Genomic DNA, 25,820 nt, shown 5'->3' with positions numbered 1-25,820 from the left:
GCCTTTGGAACTGCGGCTTGAACGGTACTCTCGCTCTGCTTTCATGCAGGGCTCGCACCGACATCCATTCGCATAGGTTGAGTAGCTGCCGTGGACGCCCGGGTAGTTGCCTGTCGCGGCCCACTCCGCACGCTTCGCTCTCGCGTAAGCCGCCCTTGCAGCACGGCACTCCGAACAGCGGCAACCCGCTACGTACCGCGTGGTCGTACCGTGGGCCGCCCTCGGCTTTGACATCAACGCTGGCCCTCATCAGGCCGGCTGCCACAGCACCTGGCAGCTTGAACACTCCCAAGCGCAACGCGACGCAGGACGTCCATCTCCCGTTCCCCTCAGCCGCATGGGTGGAAGCCACGCTTTGAGCACCCACATCTACCAGGCTAGCTAGCGAAACCTCTCCGCAGCAGTTCCCCATACTCCCACGCAGCGGGTAGAAGGCCAGCGAACGGTGGTCGACGTCAGTGAGACGCGTGACACTAACCACCCTAGATTCGTCTTGCGCGGCCGTGTCCGGCTTCCGGCCGTGCGCGGACGCGCTACGCGGTAGATGCAGGTAAACACTTTGCAAGCACGGTACTGCCGATTTCCCCTGTTCTGAATCAAGGCACCGCGCTTCGCGCGGTGCGGGGCGGTGAGCCCGGCCGGTGGCAAGCCGCCCCGGCCGCCTACGGCACCGGGGCGGTCAGCCACCGGCTGCCGCCGGGCAGCCGCCCTCACAACAGGGATCCCGACAGCGCCGCATCAGCTCCAGCCGGTACGGAAGCCGACCAACTCGGCTCAGGAAGCCGCTCAGGGCTTCCGTCTGCCGCGCCAGTCCAAACCCCGGACTGGCTTGCCCCCGACCCGTCTTCCGCAGCCATAGACCGCCTCAGCCGCCGAGATGTCACCATCCGCAACCTCAGCGCCGAACAACGAACGAGCCTTGATCAACCTGCCCACGATATGCCCACAACGAGTCGCAACGGGCTGGACTCAGCCGGACCGAGCTAGCTCAACGAGAACGGCCCCCGATCAGCATTTCTGCTGGTCAGGGGCCGTTGTCGCACCTGGTGGCGGGTAGAGGATTCGAACCTCTGTAGCTTTCGCGACGGATTTACAGTCCGCTCCCATTGGCCGCTCGGGCAACCCGCCAGGGCGTACCACCGCGCCGTGGCGCGGCAGCGGAAGCAAGGATAGCGGCTCCACCCGTTGCCGCCGCAACCGGGTACCGTCAGGGTTCGTACCCCTGGGCAACCAGGGCTAAAGGATCACAAACCAGCCGGACAGCAGGAGCATGAGTATGGCAGCGAACCCGTCGTTCGACATCGTGAGCAAGGTCGACCGTCAGGAGGTCGACAACGCCCTCCGGCAGACGGAGAAGGAGCTCGGGACGCGGTTCGACTTTCGGGGAACGGGCGCCGGGATCTCCTGGTCGGGCGAGGAGGCGATCAGCCTCCAGGCGGAGACCGAGGAGCGGGTCCGGGCCGCGTTGGACGTGTTCAAGGAGAAGTTGGTCAAGCGGAACATCTCGTTGAAGTCGCTGGACGCGGGCGACCCGCGCCCGTCGGGCAAGGTTTTCAAGCTCGACGCCAAGGTGATCCAGGGCATCGATCAGGACAAGGCGAAGACGATCAGCAAGAAGATCCGCGATGAGGGCCCCAAGGGCGTCCAGGCTCAGATCCAGGGCGACCAGCTGCGGGTCACCGGCAAGAAGAGGGACGACCTTCAGGCGGTCATCGCGCTGCTCAAGGCCGAGGACTTCGGCGTGGCCCTCCAGTTCACCAACTACCGCTGAGTCGTCTCGACCGGCCGCGCCGTCAGTCGTTACCAGCGACTGTTGCGCTCCGCGGCTTGAGGCGCGGAGGAAACCGCCAGCCGTGACCGCCGAGGTCGCGTTGCCGCGGATCTGGTGTGATCTCCAGAGCGTCCGGGGGTTCAGTCGTCGCGCCGGTGCCGCAGCCAGAGGTACGGGACGGGTTGGCCCTCGTTCCACTCGTCCGCTTGGTCCGGCGGCACCAGTTCGAAGCCGGCGGCGGTGTAGCACCGCAGCGCCGGAGCGTTGTCGGGGTGCGATCGCATCAGCACCGCCGGGTGGTGGTCCCGGGCCAGGTTGGTGAGCACAGTGACCATCCGCCGGCCCAGGCCCCGACCGCGCAGCGCCGGGGCCACGATGAGGCGGGCCAACTCCACCTCGGCCTCGGCGTCGTCGAGCCACAGCTCGCCGTAGCCGGCCGGCTCTCCGTCGACGAGCGCGAGGTACGCGAGCACGTCGGGCTCGTCGCCCCAGCGCCTGACGTCCTCCGATGTCACCCGGTCGCGTGAGCACCAGCGGCGGCTCTCCTCCGGTGAGGTCGCCCAGCTCGCCACGACGGCCGGGTGGGTCGGGCCCAGCGCGGTCAGCTCCATGACTCGCCTCCTCGGCGCGGGAGGCTACCGCCCAGCGTGCGGCCGGGGAAACCGGGTTTCGTCGGCGGCCGGCCCTGGCCGGAAGCCCGGGCCACCCGCAAGCCCTCCCCTCGCACGCAGGCGGCCTACCGGCCGGCGCGGTTCAGCACTAGAGCACGACCACGAGGAACCGCGCCGGCACCGAGGCGGTCCCGGCGGAGCTGCGCCACGTCCGCCGTGATCGTCAACTTCGCCTCGTGCGGATCTGCGGGAGCACCGATACGCGGAGCACGCGTCGGGTCCGGATCAACGGGTGAAGATCAGCAGCAGGACGACCGTCAGGATCGCGCTGACCAGGATCGAGCCAAGACAGCCGATCCGGTTGGAGAAGAAGAGGAACATCCGGTCGTCGTACCCATGATGGCGCGGGTCAGGCCGCGGCGGGCTGCTCGGCCCGGACGGCGGTGGCCTCCGCGCGGGCGATGGGGCCGGCCGGCAGCGCGGCGACCGCCGCCCCGACGGCGACTGCGGCCCCGGCGAACAGGAAGGCCCACGGCACCCCGCCGGCATGGTCGACGATCAGGCCGGAAACGGCGCCGCCGACCGCGCTCGCACCGACCGACATGGTCACCACCCAGGTGTACGCCTCGTTCAGCATGCTGCTCGGCGAGATCCGCCCGACCAGGGTGTTCTCCAGGGTCAGCGCGGGAGCGATGGCGGCCCCGCCGAACAGCAGGGCGGTGCCCAGCGCGCCCGGCGTGGGCATCACGGCGAAGACGGCGAAGCTGCCGGCGAGCACGGCGAGCAGCCAGGCGAACAGGCGGGTCATGTTGCGGGCCGGCCGGCGGACGCCGAACCAGAACCCGCCTATCGCGCTGCCGACGCCCCAGACAGCCAGCAGCACGCCGGCGAGGCCGTTCGGGTCGTCGGGGTTGTAGCGGGTGGCGAATGCCGGGACGGTCACGCCGGCCGCCCCGAAGGCGATGCCGATGCTGGCCACGCAGAGCAGCAGCGCCGGAAAGCCGGCGACCCGAAGCGGACCGAGGCCACGGGCATGATGTTCCCGGGAGTGCGGACGCCAGCCGCGCATGGCCTGGCCGAGTGCGACCGACAGGGTGCCGACCAGGGTCACCACCGCGGCGCCGACCAGCGCCGCCCCGGCGTCGGCGACCAGTACGAACCCGGCCACCAGCAGTGGACCGAGCACGAAAACGATCTCGAAGAGGGTGGTTTCGGCGGCGAGGGCGGTATTGCGCAGGTGATACCGACCGGAGTCGACGTTTGTCAGCCCGTTCCAGGCGCCACGGATCGCGGCGGTCATCGGCGGGTACGTCCCACCGGCCGCCGCCGAAGCGAGCAGGACCAGCACAAAGGGTGCGGCATCGGCGCGGGCCGCCCAGAGCAGCCCCATCAGGGCCAGCGGATGGGCGATCGCGGTGCCGAGGAGCACCGGGGTGGGACCGATCCGGTCGGCGACCCGGCCGGCCACCGGGCTCAGCGCGGCACCGGAGAGGGCGTAACAGCCGCCGGCCACGGCCGCCAACGAGTAGCGTCCGGTCACCCCTTCGACGACGAGCAGCAGCGCGAGCGGCGTCATGCCGATCCCGAGTCGTCCGATGATGCCGGTGATCAGCAGGGTCGGTGCGCCCGGAATCTGCCAGACAGCCAGATACCGGCGCAGCCCAGCCACAGCGGACCTCCACGAAATGTAATGAGCGAGACTCGGTTAGACCCTAACGCCCCACGCTCGACCGACCACCCCGTCCAGGTCTGTGGTGGCGCTCACCCACCCCCGGTGGCGGATGTGCCGAGGTTGCCGACGGTCTTCCTGGCGTCGTCGCCCGGCACGGCACGCCGCAAGCCCGTCTGCGAGCAGGACGTCGAGGTCCGGTGGCATGTCCGCACGGCTGCTCCCGGTTCCCGGGATGCCGCAATCTGCTCTCTCGAACCGCGTCCGAGCGGCCGACATACCGCAACTCGCGCCGCCCTTCCACCCCCGGCGAGACGGTGCCGCCCGCGCCGGGCGGACCGGGCGCGGGCGGCGACGGTGATGATCGGGCAGCGGCGGAGGCGCGCCGGCCCCGGCTGGCCGGGGCAGGTCAGCGCTGGTAGCGCACCGGGCCCAGCTGACTCGCCAACTGCTCCAGCCGGGCGACCCGCTGCTCCATCGGCGGGTGGGTGGCGAAGAGCGCAACCACCCCGCCGCCCCGGAACGGGTTGGCGATCATGAGGTGCGCGGTGCTGGTGAGCTGCCCCTCGGCCGGCAACGGCCGACGCTGGGCACCCATGTGGATCTTGCGGAGAGCGCTGGCCAGCGCCAGCGGATCCCCGGTCAGTTCGGCACCCGAGGCGTCCGCCTGGAACTCGCGACTACGACTGATCGCCAGTTGGATGACGGTGGCCGCGATCGGCCCCAGAATGATGGTGAGCAGCAGGACCAGCGGATTCGGGCCGTCCTCGTCGCTGTTGCCGCCCAGCGGGATGAACAGGGCGAGGTTCGCCAGCATGGTGATGATGCCGGCCAGGCCGGCGGCCACGCTGGAGATCAGGATGTCCCGGTTGTAGACGTGCGACAGCTCGTGACCGATGACGCCCCGCAGCTCGCGGTAGTCGAGCAGCTCGACGATCCCCTGGGTGACGCAGACGGCCGCGTTCTGCGGGTTGCGCCCGGTGGCGAACGCGTTGGGCTGGGCGGTCGGGCTCACGTAGAGCCGGGGCATGGGCTGCCGGGCCTCGGCGGCCAACTCCCGAACCATGTGGTACAGCTCGGGGAACTGTGCCTCGCTGACCGGTTGCGCCCGCATCGAGCGAAGTGCCAGCTTGTCGGAGTAGAAGTACGTGACGCCGTTCATCACCAGCGACACGAGAACGGCGATGACCAGTCCGCCACTGCCGCCGAACCAGTAGCCCACCGCCAGGATCAGCGAGGTGAGCAGGCCGAGCAGCGCGGCGGTCTTCAGACGGTTGTGGTGCACGATCACTCCTTCGGTGCACGGATGCCGGGATCCGCTGACCGGTACAACACACCGGTACCCGTCAACCATCCATCTCATGACTGAGAGTTACCTGAGGGGCGGATGGCGCGCTGGCCGGCCCGGGTTCAGCTCCCGGCGAGATCGAGCACGACCTGCGGTGCGAAGCCGACGACCAGGGCCACCACGGTCGCCACCGCCAGCGCCGCGGCCACCGCGCGGGCGGGTCGGGCGACAGGGGCTGTGAGGTCCCCGGCCGGGGCGTAGAGCAACGCGGCGGCCCGCAGGTAGTACGCCAGGCCGATGACCGCGTTGACCGCCACCACCAGGGCCAGCCAGCCGGCACCGCCGCCGAGCAGCGACCGGACCACCGTCACCTTGGCGAACAGTCCGGCCAGGCCGGGTGGCAGGCCCGCGAGGCCGATCAGCGCGAACGCCAGCCCGGCACCGACCCACGGGTGCCGCCGTGCCGCACCGCGCAGGTCTTCCAGGCTGCCGCCGTCCGCGCCGGCCGGGCGCAGGGCCACCACGCCGGCGAAGGCGGCCAGTTCCAGCAGCACGAAGAAAACGGCGTACGCCAGGGCGGCGGCGTACACGGCGGTGCGGGCGTCCGCGTCGGTGGTCAGGGCCAGCGCGCCGAGCGGGGCGAGAATGTAGCCGGCCTGGGCCACCGAGGACCAGGCGAGCAGCCGGACGGTACGCCGCTGGCGCATTGCCACCAGGTTGCCGACGGTCATGGTCAGCGCGGCGACCAGGGCCAGCACCGGCCCGGTCACCTCCGGCGGCAGCGCGTACCGCACCACCGCCAGCAGGGCGATCACCCCGCCGAGCTTCGACGCGGTCGACAGGTACGCGGCCACCGGCAGTGGTGCCCCGTCGTAGGTGGCCGGCGCCCAGGCGTGGAACGGCACCGCCGCCACCTTGAACGCCAGTCCCGCCACCACCAGCGTCACCGCGACCGTGGTCAACGGCAGGTCGAGCAAGGCCTCGTCGGCGAGGAGGGTGCCCAGCCGTTCCAGGTGCAGCCCGCCGGTCACCGCGTAGAGCAGCGCGGCGCCGAGCAGGGTCAGTGTGGTGGCGACCACGCTGACCACGAAGAAGGTCACCGCCGCCTCGGCGCTGGCCAGGCTGCCCCGGCGCAGCCCGACCAGGACGTACAGCGGCAGGGTGAGCACCTCCACCGCCACGATCAGGGTGATCAGGTCGCCGGCCGCGCCGAGCACCACGCCGCCGGTCATCGAGCAGGCGAGCAGGAAGCAGTACTCCCCCACCGGGGTGTTCCCGGCCCGCAGCAGCGGCCCGGACAACGCCAGCACGCCGAGCACGAGCAGCGCCACAAGGGCGGCGACCAGGGCGGCCCGGCCGCCGAAGACGTACGAACAGTCGGTGCCGACGCAGAACGTGCGTCGTTCGGCTCCCGAACCGACCACCCCTGCGCCGACCGCGGTGGCGACCGCCCCGGTGACCGCCGTGCCGACGGTGGCCGGCGGCCGGGCCGCCAGCAGGTCCACCAGCAGCACCAGCACCGCCGTCCCGGCGGCCAGGTACGCCGGCAGCAGCGCCACGTGGTCGACGGCCTGCACCAGACTCGACTCGCTCATCGCGCCACCTCGCTCCGCTCGGCGTCACGACGAGCCACCACCGCACTGAGCCGAATAACTCGCTCGCTACGCTCGCTCATCGCGCCACCTCGCTCCGCTCGGCGTCACGACGAGCCACCACCGCACTGAGCCGAAAGACTCGCTCGCTACGCTCGCTCATCGCAGCACTCCCACCAGGGCCTCGACCGGGGCTTCGGCGACGCCCAGCACCAACGTCGGAGCCAGCCCGACGGCCAGCGCGAGCAGCACCAATGGCGCCCAGGCGGCCAGTTCGACCCCGGCCAGCCCGGGCCCGAGCGCGGCGACCGCCGGGGTGGGCTCGCCATGGGTCACCCGCCGCAACAGTCGCAGCAGGTACGCCGCCGTCAGTGCCCCGCCGATCGCGGCCAGCACCGCCAGCGTGGTCCACAGCGCCCCACCGGACTCGACGGCGGCGACCACGGCGAACGCCTCACCCCAGAAGCCGGCCAGCCCGGGCAGCCCCAGCGAGGCGACCGCCGCGAACGCGAGCAGCCCGGACAGCCGCGGGGCGGTCTCCCGCAGCCCGGACAACTCGCTCAGCTCGCCGGTGTGGGTACGGTCCTTGATCGCCCCGGCCAGGAAGAACAGCAGACCCGTGATGATGCCGTGGGCGACGTTGCCGATCAGCGCCGCCTGGATGCCGGTGGCGGTCAGCGTGGCGACTCCCAGCAGGACGAAGCCCATGTGCCCAACGCTGGAGTACGCGATCAGCCGCTTCAGCTCCGTCTGGGCCAGGCAGACCAGCGAGCCGATCAGGATGGCGGCGACGGCGAGCACACCGAGCACGGGTGCCGCCCACCGGGCACCCTCGGGGGCCACCCCGACGGCGACCCGGATCAGACCGTACGTGCCCATCTTGAGCAGCACCCCGGCGAGCAGCACGCTGCCGACCGTCGGTGCCTGGGTGTGCGCGTCGGGCAGCCACGAGTGCAGCGGCCACAGCGGACTCTTCACCGCGAAGGCCAGCGCGAGCAGGGTGAAGGCGGCGAGTTGGGTGGTACGGGACAACTCCGTGCCGCCGGTCAGCGCCACGACGTCGGCGGTGCCGGCGGCGGCCACCACGACGTACACGCCGACCAGCAGCAGCACCGAACCGAACAGGGTGTAGAGGGCGAACTTCCGCCCCGCCCGCCGCCGCGCGTCAAGCGCCGCCGGGTCGGTGCCGTCGCCTCCCCAGCCGACGATGATCGCGTACATCGGCAGCAGGACGACCTCGAAGAAGAGGAAGAACAGCACCAGGTCGAGGGCGAGGAAGGTGCCGAGGATGCCGACCTCGACGACCAGCAGCAACGCCACCAGGGCCCGGCCGTCGCCGCCGCCCGGCACCCGCCAGAGGCTGTAGCCGCAGCACAGCAGGGTGAGCAGAGCGGTGAGCACCACCAGCGGCCAGGAGATGCCGTCCACGCCCAGGTGAAAGCGTAGGTCCAGCCCGGGCACCCAGGGTAGGTCGATCGAATGCCAGGGACGCACCGCTCCGGCGGTGCCCTGCGGCGCGTACGTCGACCAGGCGGTGTCCCGGCCAGCGAGCAGCCACACCGTCGCGACGAGGGTCAGCGCGGCGGCCACGGTGCCCACGATCCGGGCCGCCCGGCCGCGGGGCGTGGCCGCCACCGCCAGCGCGCCGAGCGCCGGCACCGCGAGCACCGAGACCAGCAGGAATTCCCCGGTGTTCATGCCCGCCCTCCGCTGACCTGCGGGCCGACGCGCGGCACCGAGACGCCGAGTTGATGGTTCGCTCGCTGGCGCTCGCTGAGTTGATGATCCCCTCGCTGGCGCTCGCTCATGCCGTCGCTCCGATCAGGGCCGCGGCCAGGCCGATCAGCAGCGCGCCGGCCAGCACCGCGGCCGCGGCCCGGGGCAACGCCGCCCGGTGCAGGACGCCCAGCCCGCCGCCGAGGGCACGGGCGGCGCGTCCGGTGCCGGTGACCGCACCGTCCACCACCCGCTCGTCGGCGGTACGCGCTGTTCGCGCCATCGCGGTGGTGGGCCGTACGACCAGGGTGTGCTGGACGTCGTCGAGCCGGAACGCGCGGGCGAAGACCGGCCGCAGCGGACCGAGCGTCGCCACCGGGTCGGCACCGCCGCCCCGCCGCCAACCGACCCACGCCAGTCCGGCGCCGATCACGAGCAACGCCAGCGGCAGCAGCACGGTCGGGGTGAGATGGATCAGCCCGTCCGACGGCATCAGGTCCGACATGGCGTCGGAATCAGCCGGCGGGGTGGGTTGCAGTTGGCGGGAGAACCAGCCCGGAAAGCCGGCCAGACCGAGCAGCGCCGCCGGCACGGCCAACGCCAGCACCGGCCAGCGCAGCACGGCCGGCGGGTCGTGCGGCGCGCCGGCCGCCCGGTGCCCGGGATCGGCCAGCGGGGCGCGGGGCGTACCGAGGAAGGTGCCCAGCAGCAGCCGGGTGGCGTACCAGGCGGTGACGGCGACACCGACCAGCCCGGCGAGCCACACCAGCCAGCCCACCCAGGCCGGTGCCGGGCCGTCGCCGTGCAGGGCGGCCTGCTCGGCGGCGGCGAGCACCCCTTCCTTGCTCCAGAAACCGGAGAGTGGCGGTACGCCGGCCAGCGCACCGAGCCCGATCAGGGTGCACCAGAAGGTCACCGGCATGCCGCGCCGCAGCCCGCCCATCCGGGACATCAGCGTGGTGCCGACGGCGTGGATCACCGCACCGGCGGCGAGGAACAGCAGCGCCTTGAACGCCGCGTGGGTGAGCAGATGGAACAGCGCGGCCGGCGGAGATCCGACGGCGAGTGCCCCGGTCATGTAGCCGATCTGCGAGACCGTCGACCAGGCGAGTACCCGCTTGATGTCATCCTGCGCGGTGGCGGCCAGCGCGCCGAGCAGCAGGGTCACCGAGGCCATCACGCCGAGTACGACCAGCGCGGTCGGGGTGGCCTCGAAAAGCAGCCACAGCCGGGTGACCGCGTACACGCCAGCGGCCACCATCGTGGCGGCGTGGATCAGGGCGGAGATCGGGGTCGGTCCGGCCATCGCATCGGGCAGCCAGGTGTGCAGCGGGAACTGGGCGCTCTTGCCGGCCACCCCGGCGAGCAGCAGCAGGCAGGCCGCGGTGAGCGTGGCGTTGCCGTGGTCGTGGGCGAGCACGTCGGCGATCCGGAAACTGCCCGCCGAGACGCCGAGCAACGCGATGCCGAGCAGGAAGCCGACGTCGCCGACCCGGGTGACCAGGAACGCCTTCATCGCGGCTGCCGGTGCCTCCGGCAGCCGCCGGTCGTGGGCGATGAGCAGGTATGAGCAGAGCCCCATCACCTCCCAGCCGACCAGCAGCAGGATCAGGTCCCCGGAGACCACCACCAGCAGCATCGCGGCGGTGAAGAGGCTGACCTGCGCCGCGTACGGCGGGTAGCGATGGTCGGGCTCGTCGGGCGGCCCCTGCCGGAGGTAGCCCGTCGAGTAGACCTGCACCGCCAGGGCGACCGCGGTTACCGCGACGGCGACCAGGGCTGCCGCACCGTCGAGACGTACCCCGAGGGTGACAGTGAGCCCGCCCAGCTCGATCCAGGTGGTCGAGGACTCGGCCGGGCCGTCCAGGGCGACCAGCAGGGCCACCGCCAGGGCGAGGGCACCGGTCGCGCCGGCCACACCGAGGGTGGCGGCCACCCGGCGGGTGGTCGCCGCACCGATGGCCGCGCCCCGCGGCGACGGAGGCAGCAGCAGGCCGGTCAGGCCGGCGAGCAGCGGTACGGCCGGCAGCAACGCACCAAACGTCGTGGCGCTCACCGCGGTCCCTCCGGTTCGCTTCCGGCGGCCGGTGACGCCCGTCCGCTCGTCGTGGCGGAGACCGGTTCTGCGGTGTGTGGTTCGGTCAGGGGAATCTCGTCGACGGCGACGCTGGCCCGCATCCGGTAGAGCTGGAGCACGATCGCCAGGCCCACCCCGACCTCGGCGGCGGCCAGCACGATCACGAAGAGCGCGAAGACCTGCCCGCCGTGCGGCAGCACCGCCTTCGCCGTGGTGTCGGCGGTGACCAGGATCAGGTTCACCGCGTTGAGCATCAGCTCGACGGCCATCAGCACCAGCACCGCGTTACGTCGCCGCAGTACGCCGTAGACGCCGAGGCCGAACAGGAGCGCGGCGGTGACGTACGGGATGACCGGTCTCACCGCGACCGCCCCCGATCGCCCGCCGCGTCGTCCCCGGCGGGCCCGTCGGCGGCCTCCGGGCGGGCGGCGCCGGTGGTCTCCGGGCGGGCGGCGCCGGTGGTCTCCGGGCGGGGAGCGCCGATGTCGGGGCGGGACAACACGATGGCACCCACCAGCGCCGAGAGCAGCAGCACCGACAGCACCTCGAAGGGCAGCACCCAGCTGCTGAAGACCTGCTCACCGAGGCGCTCGGCGGTGCCCGCCTCGGGCAGCTCCACCGTCGTCCAGCGGTACGCGTCGACAAGCAACGCCGCCAGCCCGAGCCCCGCCCCACCGCCGATCAGCGCGGCCGGCCAACCGGGACGGTCCAGATCGTCGGAGGCGCCGATCGGCGCGCGGGTCAGCATCACGGCGAACAGCAGCAGCACCACCACCGCGCCGACGTAGATCAGCACCTGCACCCAGGCGACCAGTTCGGCGGCGAGTACGAGGTACATGCCGGCCACCGCGCCGAGGCAGACCACCAGGTAGAGCCCGGCGCGGACCAGGTGCCGGGTGGCCACCACAAGCACCGCCGAGCCGACCGCCACCGCGCCGAGGGCGAGCAGCAGCGCGTCCACCCCGGTCATGCGGGCGTACCTTCGTCGTCGGCGCGGGGTGGTGCGGGTCGGCGCTCGGGGCGTACCGCCGGGGTGGTCGGACGGGCGGCGGGCGCGCTCGGGACGGCGGCCTTGCGCGCGGCGGCGGTCTCCTCCTTGGCCGGCTCGCCGTTGGGGTCGTGGGCCGGGGGCGGCGGCACCGTGGCCATCCACTCGCCCAGGTGATCCTTGTCGTGCAGCAGATCCTTGATGTCGTACTCGGCGTACTCGAACTCGGGCGACCAGTAGAGCGCGTCGAAGGGACAGACCTCGATGCAGATGCCGCAGTACATGCAGAGCGAGAAGTCGATGTCGAACCGGTCGAGCACGTTGCGCTGCCGGGCCCGGGCGGCCCCCGGCACCGCCACCTCCTCCTTGTGCGAGTCGATGTAGATGCACCAGTCCGGACACTCGCGGGCGCAGAGCATGCAGACCGTGCAGTTCTCCTCCAACAGCGCGATCACCCCCCGCGAGCGGGGCGGCAGCTCAGGGGCGACGTCCGGGTACTGCGCCGTGGTGGAGCGTTTCGTCATCGTCTTCAACGTGACGGCGAGCCCCTTGACCAGGCCGCTGCCGGGCAGACCGGTCGCCTCGCTTCGCTCGCGCTCGCTCATGCCGAACATCCTGCCCTGTGGGCACGGCGCGCGCGACCACCACCCGGGGGTAGCCGGTAGTACGGTGGCTGCGGGGAGAACGACGCACCGGAAAGGACCCGTCAATGACCGCCGCGCTGCACGACGACAACCCGGCGCCGGGCGAGTGGACGACGGACGCCCTCGACCGCCTGCCTGACGACGGCCGCCGCCGTGAGCTCCTGGACGGACAACTGATCGTGTCGCCCTCCCCCACGCGACTGCACCAATCCATCGCCGGCCGGCTCATGGCCGCACTGGAAGAGACCTGCCCCGCCGAATTCGACGTCACCCAGGGGGTGGCGGTGCGGATGTCCCGCACTCGGGCCTTCATCCCCGACCTGCTGGTCACCGAGCTGGACGCCGCCGCCCGCAATCCCTCCTCCTACCTGCCGAACGAGGTCCTGCTGGTGGTGGAGATCGTCTCGGAGGGTTCGCGCAGCATCGACCGGGTGCTCAAGCCAGCGCTCTACGCCGAGGCGGACATTCCCTTCTTCTGGCGGATCGAGACCGAGGCGGGGATCGTGGTGCACGCCCACCGGCTCGACCCGGTGAAGCGCGTCTACGTCGAACACGCCCGGATGAGCGACGGCATCCTGCTAGCCGATCCGTGGGAGATGGACATCCCGCTCGACCGGATCACCCCTAGGTCCCGCTGACCCGTCACGACGATCTCGGCCGGCTCTCCAGCCCGGCCGGCTCCCGATGCGCCGCCGGAACGCCGCACGCGCTCGCCCAGCCGGCGGACGGGGCATCAGCCATGATGGGACCGGACGGGAGCTGGCACGGCAGAGAGCGGGACGATGACGGAGAACAACGGCGCAGACCGGACGCAGACCGCCGGGAAGTACGTCGAGCCGGGTGAGTTCAAGCGGGACCAGAACTACATCACCACCCGGATCACCGCCGACGCACAGGACGGCTATCCGGTCGAGCCGGGTCGCTACCGCCTGGTGGTCAGCCGCGCCTGCCCGTGGGCGAACCGTCTGATCATCGTGCGGCGCCTGCTCGGCCTGGAGGACGCCATCTCGATGGGCGTCGCCGGTCCGACGCACGACGCACGGAGCTGGACGTTCGATCTCGACCCGGACGGACGGGACCCGGTGCTCGGCATCGAACGCATCCAGGAGGCCTACTTCGCGCGCTACCCGGACTATCCCCGGGGCATCACCGTGCCGGCCATCGTGGACGTGCCCACCGGGCAGGTGGTGACAAACGACTACGCCCGGATGAGCCTGGATCTGTCCACCGAGTGGACCGCGTACCACCGACCCGGTGCCCCGCAGTTGTACCCGGAACACCTGCGCGCCGAGATCGACGAGGTCAACGCCCTGGTCTTCGCCGACGTCAACAACGGCGTCTACCGGTGTGGCTTCGCCGGCAACCAGAAGGCGTACGAGCAGGCGTACCGGCGGCTGTTCGACCGGCTCGACTGGCTCAGTGAGCGACTGGCCGGGCAGCGCTACCTGGTCGGTGACACGATCACCGAGGCCGACGTACGGCTGTTCACCACGCTGGTCCGCTTCGACCCGGTTTACCACGGCCATTTCAAGTGCAACCGGCAGAAGCTGAGCGAGATGCCGGTGCTGTGGGCGTACGCCCGGGATCTGTTCACCACACCCGGCTTCGGTGACACGATCGACTTCGACCACATCAAGCGGCACTACTACGAGGTGCACCGGGACATCAACCCGACCGGCGTGGTGCCGCTCGGCCCCGACCTGTCGAACTGGCTCACCCCGCACGACCGCGAGTCCCTCGGTGGCCGCCCCTTCGGCACCGGCACCCCACCCGCACCCCCCACCCCCACCGAACGCGTAAACCCCACCCACACCCCCCTGCCCTAACCCACCCACCACCGGGTTGATCAAGAAGTTTGCATCTCTTTCGGCTCGAATCCAGACGCAAACTTCTTGATCAACGGGGCTGTCTCGGGCCCGGGGTGGGGTTAGAGGGTGAGGCGGATGGCGGCGGTGAGGACTAGCTGGGCCAGGGCGGCGGGGACCAGGACGAGCCAGCAGAGGCGTTGGAGTTGGTCCTCGCGGAGGCGGGGGTAGGAGACCCGGAGCCAGATGATCACGAAGCTGACCGCGGCGACCTTCAGCAGGGTCCAGAGCCAACCGAGCTGCGCGTCGGCGAACGGGCCCTGCCAGCCGCCGAGGAACAGCACGGTGGTGAGCGCGGCGATCACCACGATGCCGACGTACTCGGCCAGTAGCAGGAACGCGAAGCGCAGGCCGGTGTACTCGGTCAGATAGCCGAAGACCAGCTCCGAGTCGGCAACCGGCATGTCGAAGGGCGGCCGGCGGATCTCGGCCAGGCCGGCCACGAAGAAGATGACCATCGCCGGTGCCTGCCAGAGCAGCCACCAGGGCTGCCACGCCTCGACGATGCCGGAGAGGCTGAGCGTCCCCGCGGCCATCGCCACCGACGCGGCGGCCAGCACCAGCGGCAGCTCGTAGCCGAGTAGCTGCGCCGCACCGCGCAGCCCGCCGAGCAGGCTGTACTTGTTGGCCGACGCCCAGGCCGACATGAGCACGGCCAGCACGCCCACGCCGACCACCGCCAGTACGAAGAACAACCCGACATCGAGCGGCTGCCCGACCAGGTCGTTCGGGCCGAGCGGGATAACCAGCAGGGCCAACAGGTACGGCATCAGCGCCACCGCCGGAGCCAACCGGAACACCGGCCGGTCGGCGGCACGCGGAGTGACGTCCTCCTTCTGGACGAACTTCACCCCGTCGGCGATCAACTGCGCCCAGCCGTGGAACCCGCCCGCGTACATCGGGCCGAGCCGGCCCTGCATGTGCGCCATCACCTTGTGTTCCGCCTGCCCCACCAGCAGCGGCAGAACGAGGAAGGCGGCCAGCACGCCACCGATCCGGACAACCAGTTCCAGCCAGAGCGGCATCAGGCCCCACCTCCGTCATCCGGCGCCGGACCGTCCGTGGCCGCCGGGCCGCCGTGGGCTTCGGGCAGCGGACCGTTCTGGCCGGGCCGGGGCCCCGCCGGGTCACCGGGAGTGCCGGCAGCCCGGGGAGTACGCGGGCCACGGGTGCCCGGTGCCGGACGGGCCGGGCGCTCCCGGGCGGGGCGGGCCGGGGTGCCGCCGCGCGGGCCCTCCCCCATGCCACCGGCACCGGCGGGGGTCGGCACGACTCCCCACTCTCCGGGCGCAGGCACACCCGGCGGCCGGATCGGGCGGCGTCCGCCGCCGGCCTCCGACTCACCCGGCTCCTTCGCACCCGGCCAGGGCTTCGCCACCCGCGAGGCGAGTACGAACTCCTTGCGCAGCGGATGCCCCTCGAACTCCGGGGGCAGCAGCAGCGGACGCAGATCGGCGTGCCCGGCGAAATCGATGCCGAACATCTCGTGGGTTTCGCGCTCGTGCCAGGCGGCCCCCGGGTAGACCGCCACCACGGAGTCGACCGTCGGTGTCTGGCGGGACACCCGGGCGCGCAGCAGCACCCCGTGCCGGTGCGAGGTGGACCAGAGGTGGGCCACCACGTCGAAACCGTCGGCCAACTCGTCGACAGCCGACAGCCAGTCGAAGTAGTCGAAGTCCAGCTCGGTGTCGTCGCGGGCGGCCAGCAGCACGGCCCGCCAGGCATGCGGGGGTACGTCGACGGTGGCCCGGGAATGGACCTCACCGCCGGAGACCGTCGCGGTGGCCTCGACGGGCGCAAGCAGCGCGACGAGCCGCTGGCCGACCTCTTCCGGTGTCATGCCGCTGATCCTAGGCCCTGTGGCCGGAGTCCTCGGCCGAGCCGATGCGGAGCCAGGCGGCGGCCGGCAGGGGTGGGAACTGGTCCGGCCGGCGAGGTTCTGCCCGGAGCGGCACCCAACACCGCCGGGCATGTGCCAGGCCCGCTGCGGCGGCCAGGGGGTTCGACACCGGCCATTGCCGACCAACCGGTTCGGTGCACGCGAGCGGGTGACTCTCCCGCGCTTCGCCGGTGCCGATCGTCGGTGGCCACCAGGATGGACCCGTGCGCGCTGTGACCGTCATCCCCGGAGTACCCGGCTCGCTGCGGCTACTCGACGACTACCCGGAACCGGCCCCCGAGGAGGGGCCGATCCTGGTGGAGGCCCTCTCGGTGGGCGTCTGCGGGACGGACATCGAAATCATCGAGGGGCAGTACGGCGAGGCGCCACCCGACATCGACCAGTTGGTGCTCGGTCACGAGTCGCTGGGCCGGGTGCTGGAGGATCCGACCGGTACCCGGCAACCCGGCGACCTGGTGGCCGGAATCGTCCGGCACCCCGATCCGATGCCCTGCCCGAACTGCGCAGTGGGCGAGTGGGACATGTGCCGCAACGGCCTGTTCACCGAGCACGGCATCAAGGCGCTGCCGGGCTTCGCCCGCGAGCGGTGGCGGTTACAGCCCCGCTTCGCCGTGGGACTCGACCCCTCGCTGATCGAGGTGGGCATGCTGCTCGAACCGACGAGCGTGATGGTCAAGGCGTGGGACCACGTCGACCGGATCGGCCAGCGGGCGGAGTGGCAGCCTCGCACGGCACTGATCACCGGTGCCGGGCCGATCGGTCTGCTCGCCGCGCTGCTGGCCAGCCAGCGGGGTCTCGCCGTGCACGTGCTCGACCTGGCCACCGAGGGTCCCAAGCCGGCGCTCGCCGCCGCGCTCGGTGCGACGTACCACTCCGGGCCACTCGATCGTCTCGACCTCGAACCCGACGTCATCATCGAGTGCACCGGCGCGCCCGTGGTCGTCCTGGAGGCGATGTGCCGGGTCGGTCCCAACGGGATCGTCTGTCTGGCCGGGGTGTCCAGCGGCGGCCGGACGATCGACTTCGACGCGGGTGCGCTGAACCGGACCCTCGTCCTGGAGAACAACGTCGTCTTCGGCTCGGTGAACGCCAACCGACGCCACTGGGAGGGCGCTGCCGAGGCACTGTCCAAGGCCGACCCGGCCTGGCTCGCTTCGCTGATCACCCGTCGGGTACCGCTGGCTGAGTACGCCACCGCCTACTCGCCCGGACCGCAGGACATCAAGGTGGTCCTCGACTTCGCCGCCTGAACGGCCCGGGCGGGTCGGTCAGATGCCGGGAAGCCGGCCGTTGCGGAACAGGTCGACGAAGAGCTGGTGATCGTGGCGGGCACGTACCCCGTACGTGTGGGCGAAGTCGACCAGGTGCCCGACGAAGCCGGCGGTGTCCGCGTCGACGGCGGCGACGATGGCCTCCTCGGTCGAGTAGTCGACCAGGTCGTGGCTGGACTCGTCGTCGGCCACCGAGTGCATCCGGGCGACCGCCCGCCCGAGGTCGGCCAGCACCCCGGCCAGTTCCTCCGGTTCGTTGACGTCCGCCCAGTCGAGGTCGGCCGCGTACGGGGACACCTCGGCGACGAGTTGACCGACGCCGTCGAGTTCGGTGAAGCCCACCCACGGGTCGGCATGTGCCTGGAGGGCCCGCTGCGACTCGGCGGTGCGGTGTCCCTGGTGCCGGAAGTAGCCGCGGACCCGCTCGTCGTCGATGTACCGCGCCACCGCCGGCACCTGGGCCTGCTTCATGTAGATGACGACGTCGTTCTCCAGCGCCTGAGTGTGCCCCTCGAGCAGGAGGTTGTACGACGGCAGTCCGGCCGAGCCGATGCCCACCCCCTTGCGCAGCACCACGTCCTTGATCTGTGCGGCGAGCGGCCGGGCCTGGGCAGTGGTGGGCGGCAGCGTCTCCAGGTACGCCTCGAACGCCGCGCACACCCGCGCTCGCACGGCACCGTCGATCTCGTACACCCCGTCGCCGACGGAGAACCGCCGCTCGTAGTTGTCGATGGTGGTCTGTCCCCGCAGCAGGTCGACCCGGGTGTTCAGCCGCGCCTGCTGGAGCACCCGGCGCAGCACACCGTCGGCGTTGTCCAGGGTGATCGACCCGATGGCGTCGTCCCCGCCGGCGGCGATGGCCCGCAGTTCGACCAGGTACGCGTTCGCGAAGCAGGTCACCAGGTCGCTGATGACCCGGTCGGAGAGCGCCTTGGTGTAGCCGATCAGCGCCACGCTGGCGACGAACCGCCGCAGGTCCCAGGTGAACGGACCGACGTACGCCTCGTCGAAGTCGTTGACGTTGAAGACGAGCTGGCCGGAGCCGTTCATGTAGGTGCCGAAGTTCTCCGCGTGCAGGTCGCCGTGGATCCACACCCGGCTGGTCTGCGGGTCCAGGAAACGGTCGTCGGCGAAGTCGCCACGCTGGTCGGCGTAGAACAGGCTGGCACTGCCCCGGTAGAAGGCGAACGGTGAAGCGGCCATCTTGCGGAACTTGCGCCGGAAGGCGGCCGGGTCGAGCGCCATCAGGGTGCCGAACTCCTCGGTCAGCACCTCGATGATGAAGGCGGAACGCTGCTCCGCGACGTCGGTCATGATCCGTACGCTAGCGAAGCCGCACCACCCGGACGGCCAGCCGAGCGACCGGTCTCGCCGGACCGACCGGACCGCCACCCGCACCCGGCCGGGCACCGGCCGCGGCCCGACCCAGCAGCGCCGGCCCCGGTCAGGCGGTCGGCGGGCGTACCGGGGGCGAGGTCAGGGAGGCGACGGAGCGGACCGCGGTGCCGTCGCTGGGCGGCGCGTCGACCGGCGCGGCGAGCGGGTCGGTGCGGGGCACCCCACCGATGCCGGACTGCTCGGCGGCGATCTTCTCCTGAAGGCGGAGGATGCCGTGCAGCAGCGCCTCCGGTCGGGGCGGGCAGCCGGGCACGTAGACGTCGACCGGGATGAGCTGGTCGACCCCCTTGGTCACCGAGTACGAGTCCCAGTAGGGGCCGCCGCAGTTCGAGCAGGCACCGAACGAGATCACGTACTTCGGCTCGGGCATCTGGTCGTAGAGCCGCTTGATCGCCGGGGCCATCTTGTCGGTGACGGTGCCGGAGACCACCATCAGATCGGCCTGCCGGGGGCCGTGCGCGAACGGGATCACGCCGAGTCGCATGAAATCGTGGCGGGACATGCTTGTCGCGATGAACTCGATGGCGCAGCAGGCCAGGCCGAAGTTGAACACCCAGAGCGAGTAGCGGCGGCCCCAGTTCAGCACGAACCGGATCGGCTCACCGAGCACCGCAGGCAACTGCACCTCGGGCCTCCCTCCGCTGTCCCCGAGCCGACAGTCAACCACAGCAGCACGGGTGCCAACCGCCGCAACCCTCGTCCGTGTTCAGGCGTGTGACCGACGTCGATCGCATGACGGCGCGGTGAACGGGGAGGGCAGATGATGGTGACCAGGAAACCACGACTCGGGGAACCGCCCCCGGACGAGGCGACAGAGCCCGTGGAGCCGGCCGAGGGTATCGACTTCGACGGGCTCTACCACACCCATTTCCGGTCGCTGACGCTTCAACTGGCCGCGTACTGCGGCGACCTGGCGCAGGCGCAGGACCTGGTCCAGGAGGCGTTCTGCCGGGCGTACGCCCGCTGGTCCCGGGTGTCCCGGTACGACGATCCGGTGGGCTGGGTACGCCGAGTGGCCTGGAACCTCGCCACCAGCCGTTGGCGGCGGATGCGAACCGCCCAGTCGTGGCTGCGCCGGCAACGGCAGGAGCACGTGGCCGGGCCCGGACCGGATCGGGTGGCGTTGACCGCCGCCCTGGCCCAGCTGCCGCCCGCCCAGCGCAGGGCGCTGGTGCTGCACTACCTGGCGGATCTCAGTGTCACGCAGATCGCGGAGCAGGAAAAGGTGCCGACCGGCACCGTCAAGTCCTGGCTGCACCGGGGCCGAGTGACGTTGGCCGCGCAACTGACCGGCACCGGGGAGGTGCACGACCATGAGTGAGCCCAATGACATCCTGGTCAGCGGCGAGTTCGCCGCGTTCCGGGCGGAGTACGCCCCGGCGGTGCGACCGGCCGGCACCGACGCCGTACGCCTGACCGTGCGTCGGCGGCGTCAGCGGGCGGCCGTGGCCGTCGCGACGGCCGTGGTGATCGCCGTCGCGATCCCGATCGGCGCACACGCGGCCCTGAACCGCACCGACCCGACACCGGCCCAGACCGGCGAGCCGACGCCCGCACCGACGCCGCCTCCGCCGTCGGGAACGCCGACACCGACGGCAACGCCGGCATCGACACCGAGCGCTACCAGCCCCACCGCGACCAGACCGGACGGACGGATCAGCCGGGCGCAGCTCCTCGCGGCCCGTGTCGACCTGCCCGACTGGCCGCCGGGCGGCCCGTCGACCTGCATCACCGACAACGTTCGGCTGCTTGAGCCGCAGGACGAATCTCGGCCGGAGCTGTGGGACGAGATCCACTACGGCGACGTCGACGGCGACGGCGGCACCGACACCATCGCCCTGGTCGCCTGCCGGTACGGGGAGGCCCTGGACAAGCAGGTGGTCGCCTTGTCCCGGGACGACACCGGCCGGATCGTCACCCTTGGCCAGGTGATCGGCACCCACGACGGGCTGGACGACATCACCGACGTCGACTTGGGCGACGGTGGGTCGATCCGCGTGGCGGTGGCCGACATCCAGCCCTGCTGCGGCACGCCCAACTGGTGGCCACAGCAGCAGTGGCGGACGTACGCCTGGAACGGCACCCGTTTCGAGCAGACCGCCGGGCCGGCGAAGTTCGGGATCGACCCCCGGCTGACCGATCTCACCCTGAGCGCGGGTGAGCTGGTGCTCGACCCGCCTGACGCGCACGGCATCCGCACCGGTTCGGTGACCGTCACGGTGACCAACAAGGGCCCGGTGGATGTGCCCCGGCTCGGTTTCGGCGACTTCTACACAATCGGTGAGCCGGCCGGAGGCGACCTGTCCGGGTGCCGGATGGTGACGCCTGACGGCTCCGACACCTGCCTGCTCGATGGCCTACCCGCCGGTGAGGAGCGGAGCTTGACCTTCCGGTTCCAGATCGATCGGGACCCGGACGACCCTGCGCCGAGTCTGCGGGTAAAGCACATCGACGACCAGGATCGCGAGTGGAAGGACCGGAAGCCGACCGACAACTCCGCCGATCTGCGCATGAGCAACTGACCGCAGCGCTGCGGTCCCGACCTGTCGGGTGTCGCTGCGGGCCCGACCTACCAGGTGGGGCGTTGAAGCAGCCCGACGAACTCCACCAGCAGCCGCTCCCGCACCGCCGCCGGGGCGGCGTCGAGCAGCGTGTTGACCGCCGCCATCCGGTCCGGAGCGCCAGCGCCGTCGCCCAGGCCGAGCCCCTCGGCCAACTCCGCCACCAGCTCGGGTGTGAGCGCCTCCGGGGTGAGGCTGCCGGCGAGCGCCAGCAGGTCGGGCGGCAGCGCGACCGGCCCGGCGGCGCGGGCCGCGGCGACCGCGTCGACAAGCGCCGGGCCGAACTCGGCCACCCGCGGCGCCACCGCTGCGGTCACCGTGAGATGCACGCTGGCCGGCAGGTCGGCGTACCGGAGCTGGGGCTGGGTGTGCCAACCCCGCGCGGTCAGCTCGTCCACCAGCAGGAACAGGTCGAGCGTGGGGTCCTCGACGGTGAAACAGACCACTGTCGACTCCGGCTCGGCGACCAGCCGCAGCCCGTCGGTGGCCCGTACCGCGTCGGCCAACGTGCGCACCGCGGCCCAGGTGCGCCGGGTCAGCTCCAGGTAGCCATCGTCGCCCAGGTGCCGCAGGGTGGCGTACGCGGCGGCGATCGGCCCGCCGGAGCGGGTCGAGGAGATCACCGGGTTGATCATGGTGTACCCGGGCCAGTCGGCGTACGCGAAGTACTGCGGGGCGCGCAGTTGCGGATCGCGGTGCAGCAGCACCGAGACGCCCTTCGGCGCGTACGCGTACTTGTGCAGGTCCACCGAGATCGAGGTGACCCCGGGCACGGCGAGGTCGAACGGGGGCACCGGCAGGCCGAGACGACGCAGGTACGGCAGGGTCCAGCCGCCGAAGCAGGCATCCACATGGCAGCGGACCCCGGCGGCGGCGGCCACCTCGGCGATCTGTTCGACCGGGTCCACGACACCGTGCGCGTACGAGGGGGCGGAGCAGGCCACCAGCACCGTCTCCGGTCGAACGGCGGCGGCCACGTCGGCGACCGCCGGCCGCAGCGTGGTCGGGTCGACCGGCACCGTGTCGAGTGCCACCCGCAGGTAGTGGGCCGCCTTGGCGAACGCGGCATGGGCGCTGGCCGGTACCACGATCCGGGGTGCCGCGATGTCCGGCCGGGCGTCCCGGGCGGTCTTCACGGCCAGGATGAGCGATTCGGTGCCGCCGCTGGTGACGCTGCCGACGACCTCGGGAGCCCTCGTGCCCGGCCCGCCGCCGAGCAGTCGCGCCGCCGCAGCGACAAGCGCGTTCTCCATGGCCAGCAGGGACGGGAAGGCCGTCGGGTCGAGTCCGTTGACGTGGGCGCTCTCGGCGTACGCGGTAGCGGCGAGCGCGTCCAGCCCGGGCACCGCCGGGTCGTAGACGTACGCGAACAGCCGCCCCCCGTGCGTCGGCCGATCCATCGCCCGCAGCTGCCGGATCTCCGCCAGCACCTGCTCCGCCGGCATCCCGTCCGGTCGATTCTCGTCGATCATGGAGTTGTGGCGCCCTTTCCGTGGGTTTCAGCGGCTTCTGTTCCTGCCACGACTGCATGATCGGCGATGGCTGGGGGCGGGGTGGGGGCGGACAGGCGGTCGGGGGTGAGGTCGTAGGGGCGCAGCAGGAAAGTGGCCAGGCCGATGAGGAGAGCGGGGAGGATGGTGAAGCCGAGCAGGACGCCGAGGCGGGCGGTGTCGGACTGGGTGGCGGCGGTACCGGTGGTGGACGAGACGTAGCCGGTGAGGGCGAGCACCAGTCCGTAGATGCCGGGGCCCAGGGCCAGTCCGAAGGTCTCGCCGGCCGTCCACACCCCGGTGAAGACGCCGGCCTGCCGACGCCCGGTGCGCACGGTGTCGTACGCGATGCAGTCCGGGAGCATGGCCAACGCGAACACCTGCTGTCCGGCGTACCCGACGCCGAGCAACGCGACCAGCAGGTAGACCACGGCGGTGGGCAGCACCGGCGCGGCGACCAACGCCAGTCCACCGGCCGAGAGGATCAGCGACGCCGCCACCAGGGCGGCGAGCTTGCCCACCCGGGCGCCCACCCGGGACCAGAGCGGCATCACCACCAGCGCCGGGCCGACGAAACAGACGAAGAGCACGGTCGGGCCGGTCGTCGAGTCCCGGAGTACGTGGTCGGCGAAGTACTGGACCCCGGCGAGGATCGTGGCCACCCCGGCGGACTGCACCACGAAGCAGAGCAGCAGCGCCCGGAAGGGCCGGCTGCGGGCTGCGACGGTCAGTTGGGCGCGCAGGCTCGGCTCGCTCTCACCGGCCGCGCCCTGCGGGGCGGACCGGGTGCCGAGGAAGGCACCGACGGCGCCGAGCGCGATCAGGGCGGCCACGAAGACACCCATCCAACGGTGCCCGGGAACACCTCCGCCGGCCGCGTCGCGCACCAGCGGCGCCACCGCACCGGCGACCAGGATGGCCAGCGCCAGCACCGCGATCCGCCAGGTCATCATCCGGGTACGTTCGGCGTAGTCGCTGGTCAGCTCGGCCGGCATCGCCACGTACGGCACCTGGAAGAAGGCGAACGCGGTCGCGGTGGCCAGGAAGGCGACGGCGACGTACGCCCCGGCGGCGGGACCGGCACCGAACGGCGCGGCGAAGATGGCCCCGAAGAGCACGGCCAGTGCCAACCCACCGAAGAGCAGGTACGGACGACGGGCACCCCAAGGCGACCTGGTGCGGTCGGAGATCCGCCCGGCGACCGGGTTGACCAGCACGTCCCATGCCTTCGGCAGCAGCACCAGCAGGGCCGCCACGCCAGCGGCCACCCCGAGGGTGTCGGTGAGGTAGGGCAGCAGCAGCAGACCCGGCACGGTGCCGAAGGCCCCGGTCGCCAGCGAGCCGAGCGCGTAGCCGGCGTGCACCCCCCGGGGCAGCGCGCCCGGTGGGGCTGGGCTCTGCGCGGGCTGTCCGGGGGTGGGCGGTGGGCCGGAGCCACCCGGCGGCGCGATCATGGGTCCGAATGTTACTCACGTTATGGCGGGGGTCACATCCCCTGCCCGGGCCACCAAACGGCTGTCCGCATGTCCACCCCGGTACCGCGCAGCGGCGTCCCCTCGGCGAGCCAACGCGCCCGCGCCTCGCGGGCCAGCCGGGGCGGCAGCCCGCCGGACGCGTTCACCACCCGGTGCCACGGAGCCCCACCACCGTGGCGTGCCATGATCGCCCCGACCAGCCGCGCCGATGCCCGCCCGGAGCGCTCGGCCAACGCGTCGGCCACCGCCCCGTACGACATCACCCGGCCGGGTGGGATCCGGTCGACCAGTTCCAGCACCGCCTCGACGTACTCGTCAGGTGTCACAAGCGGCCAGACTATGGGAACGGCGGCGGGCCGTGCCGCGACGACAGCGCAGAATGGGCGGGTGCGCGACGCAGTCACGGCGGCCCGGCGGGTCGTTGTCAAGATCGGGTCCTCCTCGTTGACCACCGCCAGTGGCGGTCTGGACGACGGGCGGGTCGACGCGTTGGTCGACGCCCTCGGCCTACGGGCCGCCGACGGCCGCGAGGTGGTGCTGGTCTCCTCCGGCGCGATCGCCGCCGGCCTCGCCCCCCTCGGTCTGCCCCGGCGACCGCGCGACCTGGCCACCCAGCAGGCCGCCGCCAGCGTCGGCCAGGGCCTGCTGATCGGGCGGTACGCGGCCGCCTTCGCCCGGCACGGCCGCACCGTGGGCCAGGTGCTGCTCACCGTCGACGACGTGACCCGGCGGGCCCACTACCGCAACGCGTACCGCACCCTGCGCAAGCTGCTCGACCTGCGGGCGGTGCCGATCGTCAACGAGAACGACACGGTCGCCACCGAGGAGATCCGGTTCGGCGACAACGACCGGCTGGCCGCGCTGGTGGCCGCGCTCGTCGACGCCGACCTGCTGGTGCTCCTCTCCGACGTCGACGCGCTCTGGACCGGCGACCCGACCCGACCCGGCTCCCGCCGCATCCCCGAGGTACGCGACGAGGCGGACCTGGTCGGTGTCGAGATCGGCGGCAGCGGCCGCGCGGGGGTCGGCACCGGTGGCATGGTGACCAAGGTCGAAGCGGCCCGGATCGCCACCGGCTTCGGCATCCCGGTGGTGCTCACCTCCGCCACCCGGGCGGTCGCCGCGCTGGCCGGTGAGCCGGTCGGCACCTTCTTCCACCCCAGCCTCCGACGACCCGCCGCCCGGCTGTTCTGGCTCGCCCACGCCACCGCGCCCCGGGGCCGGCTGCACCTCGACCCGGGCGCGGTGGCCGCGGTGGTGGGGCGACGCAAGTCGCTGCTGCCCGCGGGGATCACCGCCGTGGACGGCGCCTTCACCGCGGGCGACCCGGTCGACCTCGTCGACACCTCCGGCGCACCGGTGGCCCGGGGGCTGGTCAATTACGACGCGATCGAGCTGCCCGGCCTGCTCGGGCGGTCGACCGCCGACCTCGCCGCGGCGCTCGGCCCGGCGTACGAACGGGAGGTCGTCCACCGCGACGACCTGGTGCTGCTGTAACAGACCG

Annotated in this window: 23 protein-coding genes and 1 tRNA gene; 7 read left to right on the top strand and 17 right to left on the bottom strand. The window is 71.9% G+C overall.

The genetic code is table 11. From position 1 onward, the window contains the following. Positions 1 to 1,044: 1,044 nt before the first annotated feature. Positions 1,045 to 1,128 (bottom strand) — tRNA-Tyr (locus tag ACFY2A_RS09075). A gap of 148 nt (positions 1,129 to 1,276) precedes the next feature. Between ACFY2A_RS09075 and ACFY2A_RS09070 the strand changes: the two genes are divergently transcribed. After that, positions 1,277 to 1,771: a YajQ family cyclic di-GMP-binding protein gene (locus ACFY2A_RS09070; protein ID WP_387170133.1), complete on the top strand. Its 495-nt coding sequence runs from the start codon at positions 1,277 to 1,279 to the stop codon at positions 1,769 to 1,771. 140 nt (positions 1,772 to 1,911) lie between these two features. Here ACFY2A_RS09070 and ACFY2A_RS09065 read toward each other — a convergent pair whose 3' ends face one another. From ACFY2A_RS09065 to ACFY2A_RS09025, 9 genes are all read right to left on the bottom strand, one after another. Beyond that, on the bottom strand, positions 1,912 to 2,382 hold the full coding sequence (locus tag ACFY2A_RS09065; protein ID WP_387170061.1) for a GNAT family N-acetyltransferase: 471 nt from the start codon (positions 2,380 to 2,382) through the stop codon (positions 1,912 to 1,914). 409 nt (positions 2,383 to 2,791) lie between these two features. Continuing rightward, on the bottom strand, positions 2,792 to 4,051 hold the full coding sequence (locus ACFY2A_RS09060) for an MFS transporter (protein ID WP_387170059.1): 1,260 nt from the start codon (positions 4,049 to 4,051) through the stop codon (positions 2,792 to 2,794). Between the two features lie 409 nt (positions 4,052 to 4,460). Next, the gene (gene htpX, locus ACFY2A_RS09055) at positions 4,461 to 5,336 is read right to left on the bottom strand and encodes a zinc metalloprotease HtpX (protein ID WP_387170057.1); all 876 of its coding nucleotides are present in this window, start codon (positions 5,334 to 5,336) and stop codon (positions 4,461 to 4,463) included. A 125-nt stretch (positions 5,337 to 5,461) separates the two neighbouring features. Beyond that, positions 5,462 to 6,934, bottom strand: coding sequence for an NADH-quinone oxidoreductase subunit N (locus ACFY2A_RS09050; protein ID WP_387170055.1), 1,473 nt, complete (start codon positions 6,932 to 6,934; stop codon positions 5,462 to 5,464). A 156-nt stretch (positions 6,935 to 7,090) separates the two neighbouring features. After that, positions 7,091 to 8,629, bottom strand: a complete 1,539-nt coding sequence (locus ACFY2A_RS09045; protein WP_387170054.1) for a NuoM family protein — start codon at positions 8,627 to 8,629, stop codon at positions 7,091 to 7,093. A 106-nt stretch (positions 8,630 to 8,735) separates the two neighbouring features. After that, positions 8,736 to 10,703, bottom strand: coding sequence for an NADH-quinone oxidoreductase subunit L (locus ACFY2A_RS09040; protein ID WP_387170052.1), 1,968 nt, complete (start codon positions 10,701 to 10,703; stop codon positions 8,736 to 8,738). Next, positions 10,700 to 11,086: an NADH-quinone oxidoreductase subunit NuoK gene (gene nuoK / locus ACFY2A_RS09035; RefSeq protein ID WP_387170050.1), complete on the bottom strand. Its 387-nt coding sequence runs from the start codon at positions 11,084 to 11,086 to the stop codon at positions 10,700 to 10,702. Before nuoK ends, ACFY2A_RS09040 begins: the two co-directional genes overlap by 4 nt. Then, positions 11,083 to 11,694, bottom strand: a complete 612-nt coding sequence (locus ACFY2A_RS09030) for an NADH-quinone oxidoreductase subunit J (RefSeq protein ID WP_387170048.1) — start codon at positions 11,692 to 11,694, stop codon at positions 11,083 to 11,085. Before ACFY2A_RS09030 ends, nuoK begins: the two co-directional genes overlap by 4 nt. Further along, complete coding sequence (locus ACFY2A_RS09025) at positions 11,691 to 12,326, bottom strand: NuoI/complex I 23 kDa subunit family protein (RefSeq protein WP_387170046.1); 636 nt, start codon at positions 12,324 to 12,326, stop codon at positions 11,691 to 11,693. The genes ACFY2A_RS09030 and ACFY2A_RS09025 overlap by 4 nt, the downstream gene beginning before the upstream one ends. Before the next feature lie 95 nt (positions 12,327 to 12,421). On the opposite strand from ACFY2A_RS09025, the gene ACFY2A_RS09020 reads away from it, so the two are divergent. Further along, positions 12,422 to 12,994, top strand: a complete 573-nt coding sequence (locus tag ACFY2A_RS09020; protein ID WP_387170044.1) for a Uma2 family endonuclease — start codon at positions 12,422 to 12,424, stop codon at positions 12,992 to 12,994. 144 nt (positions 12,995 to 13,138) lie between these two features. Continuing rightward, positions 13,139 to 14,182 carry a glutathione S-transferase family protein gene (locus ACFY2A_RS09015; protein WP_387170042.1) on the top strand — a complete coding sequence of 348 codons (1,044 nt, stop codon included), beginning with the start codon at positions 13,139 to 13,141 and terminating at the stop codon, positions 14,180 to 14,182. Between the two features lie 101 nt (positions 14,183 to 14,283). Here ACFY2A_RS09015 and ACFY2A_RS09010 read toward each other — a convergent pair whose 3' ends face one another. Next, positions 14,284 to 15,246: a complex I subunit 1 family protein gene (locus ACFY2A_RS09010; RefSeq protein WP_363918370.1), complete on the bottom strand. Its 963-nt coding sequence runs from the start codon at positions 15,244 to 15,246 to the stop codon at positions 14,284 to 14,286. Further along, positions 15,246 to 16,061 carry an NADH-quinone oxidoreductase subunit C gene (locus ACFY2A_RS09005; RefSeq protein WP_387170040.1) on the bottom strand — a complete coding sequence of 272 codons (816 nt, stop codon included), beginning with the start codon at positions 16,059 to 16,061 and terminating at the stop codon, positions 15,246 to 15,248. The genes ACFY2A_RS09010 and ACFY2A_RS09005 overlap by 1 nt, the downstream gene beginning before the upstream one ends. A gap of 263 nt (positions 16,062 to 16,324) precedes the next feature. On the opposite strand from ACFY2A_RS09005, the gene ACFY2A_RS09000 reads away from it, so the two are divergent. Then, positions 16,325 to 17,371, top strand: a complete 1,047-nt coding sequence (locus tag ACFY2A_RS09000; RefSeq protein ID WP_387170038.1) for a glucose 1-dehydrogenase — start codon at positions 16,325 to 16,327, stop codon at positions 17,369 to 17,371. Between the two features lie 18 nt (positions 17,372 to 17,389). Here the strand turns inward: ACFY2A_RS09000 and ACFY2A_RS08995 are convergent, their stop codons facing one another. Both ACFY2A_RS08995 and ACFY2A_RS08990 read right to left on the bottom strand, forming a co-directional pair. Next, entirely contained in the window at positions 17,390 to 18,706 is a 1,317-nt protein-coding gene (locus tag ACFY2A_RS08995) for a DUF2252 domain-containing protein (RefSeq protein ID WP_387170036.1), read from the bottom strand. 130 nt (positions 18,707 to 18,836) lie between these two features. After that, positions 18,837 to 19,415, bottom strand: a complete 579-nt coding sequence (locus ACFY2A_RS08990) for an NADH-quinone oxidoreductase subunit B (RefSeq protein ID WP_210936482.1) — start codon at positions 19,413 to 19,415, stop codon at positions 18,837 to 18,839. Positions 19,416 to 19,550: 135 nt separating this feature from the next. Between ACFY2A_RS08990 and ACFY2A_RS08985 the strand changes: the two genes are divergently transcribed. Both ACFY2A_RS08985 and ACFY2A_RS08980 read left to right on the top strand, forming a co-directional pair. Then, positions 19,551 to 20,111 carry a SigE family RNA polymerase sigma factor gene (locus ACFY2A_RS08985; protein WP_387170034.1) on the top strand — a complete coding sequence of 187 codons (561 nt, stop codon included), beginning with the start codon at positions 19,551 to 19,553 and terminating at the stop codon, positions 20,109 to 20,111. Further along, positions 20,104 to 21,312: a hypothetical protein gene (locus ACFY2A_RS08980; RefSeq protein ID WP_387170032.1), complete on the top strand. Its 1,209-nt coding sequence runs from the start codon at positions 20,104 to 20,106 to the stop codon at positions 21,310 to 21,312. Before ACFY2A_RS08985 ends, ACFY2A_RS08980 begins: the two co-directional genes overlap by 8 nt. A gap of 47 nt (positions 21,313 to 21,359) precedes the next feature. Here ACFY2A_RS08980 and ACFY2A_RS08975 read toward each other — a convergent pair whose 3' ends face one another. From ACFY2A_RS08975 to ACFY2A_RS08965, 3 genes are read right to left on the bottom strand one after another with little or no spacing between them, the layout of a single operon-like run. Further along, a complete protein-coding gene (locus ACFY2A_RS08975) occupies positions 21,360 to 22,823 on the bottom strand; it encodes a pyridoxal phosphate-dependent decarboxylase family protein (protein ID WP_387170030.1) in 1,464 nt (487 codons plus the stop codon). After that, the gene (locus ACFY2A_RS08970) at positions 22,820 to 24,295 is read right to left on the bottom strand and encodes an MFS transporter (protein ID WP_387170028.1); all 1,476 of its coding nucleotides are present in this window, start codon (positions 24,293 to 24,295) and stop codon (positions 22,820 to 22,822) included. The genes ACFY2A_RS08975 and ACFY2A_RS08970 overlap by 4 nt, the downstream gene beginning before the upstream one ends. 32 nt (positions 24,296 to 24,327) lie before the next feature. Continuing rightward, positions 24,328 to 24,642, bottom strand: a complete 315-nt coding sequence (locus ACFY2A_RS08965) for an MGMT family protein (protein WP_387170026.1) — start codon at positions 24,640 to 24,642, stop codon at positions 24,328 to 24,330. A 61-nt stretch (positions 24,643 to 24,703) separates the two neighbouring features. Here ACFY2A_RS08965 and proB point away from each other — a divergent pair, with 61 nt between their 5' ends. After that, a complete protein-coding gene (gene proB / locus ACFY2A_RS08960; RefSeq protein WP_387170024.1) occupies positions 24,704 to 25,813 on the top strand; it encodes a glutamate 5-kinase in 1,110 nt (369 codons plus the stop codon). The last annotated feature ends 7 nt before the right edge of the window (positions 25,814 to 25,820 follow it).

Origin of the sequence: Micromonospora sp. NPDC000442 (assembly GCF_042898635.1) — a bacterium.
Taxonomy (GTDB): domain Bacteria; phylum Actinomycetota; class Actinomycetes; order Mycobacteriales; family Micromonosporaceae; genus Micromonospora.
Note: the sequence above shows the minus strand (reverse complement) of the source record. Positions and strands in the feature narration are given on the sequence as shown.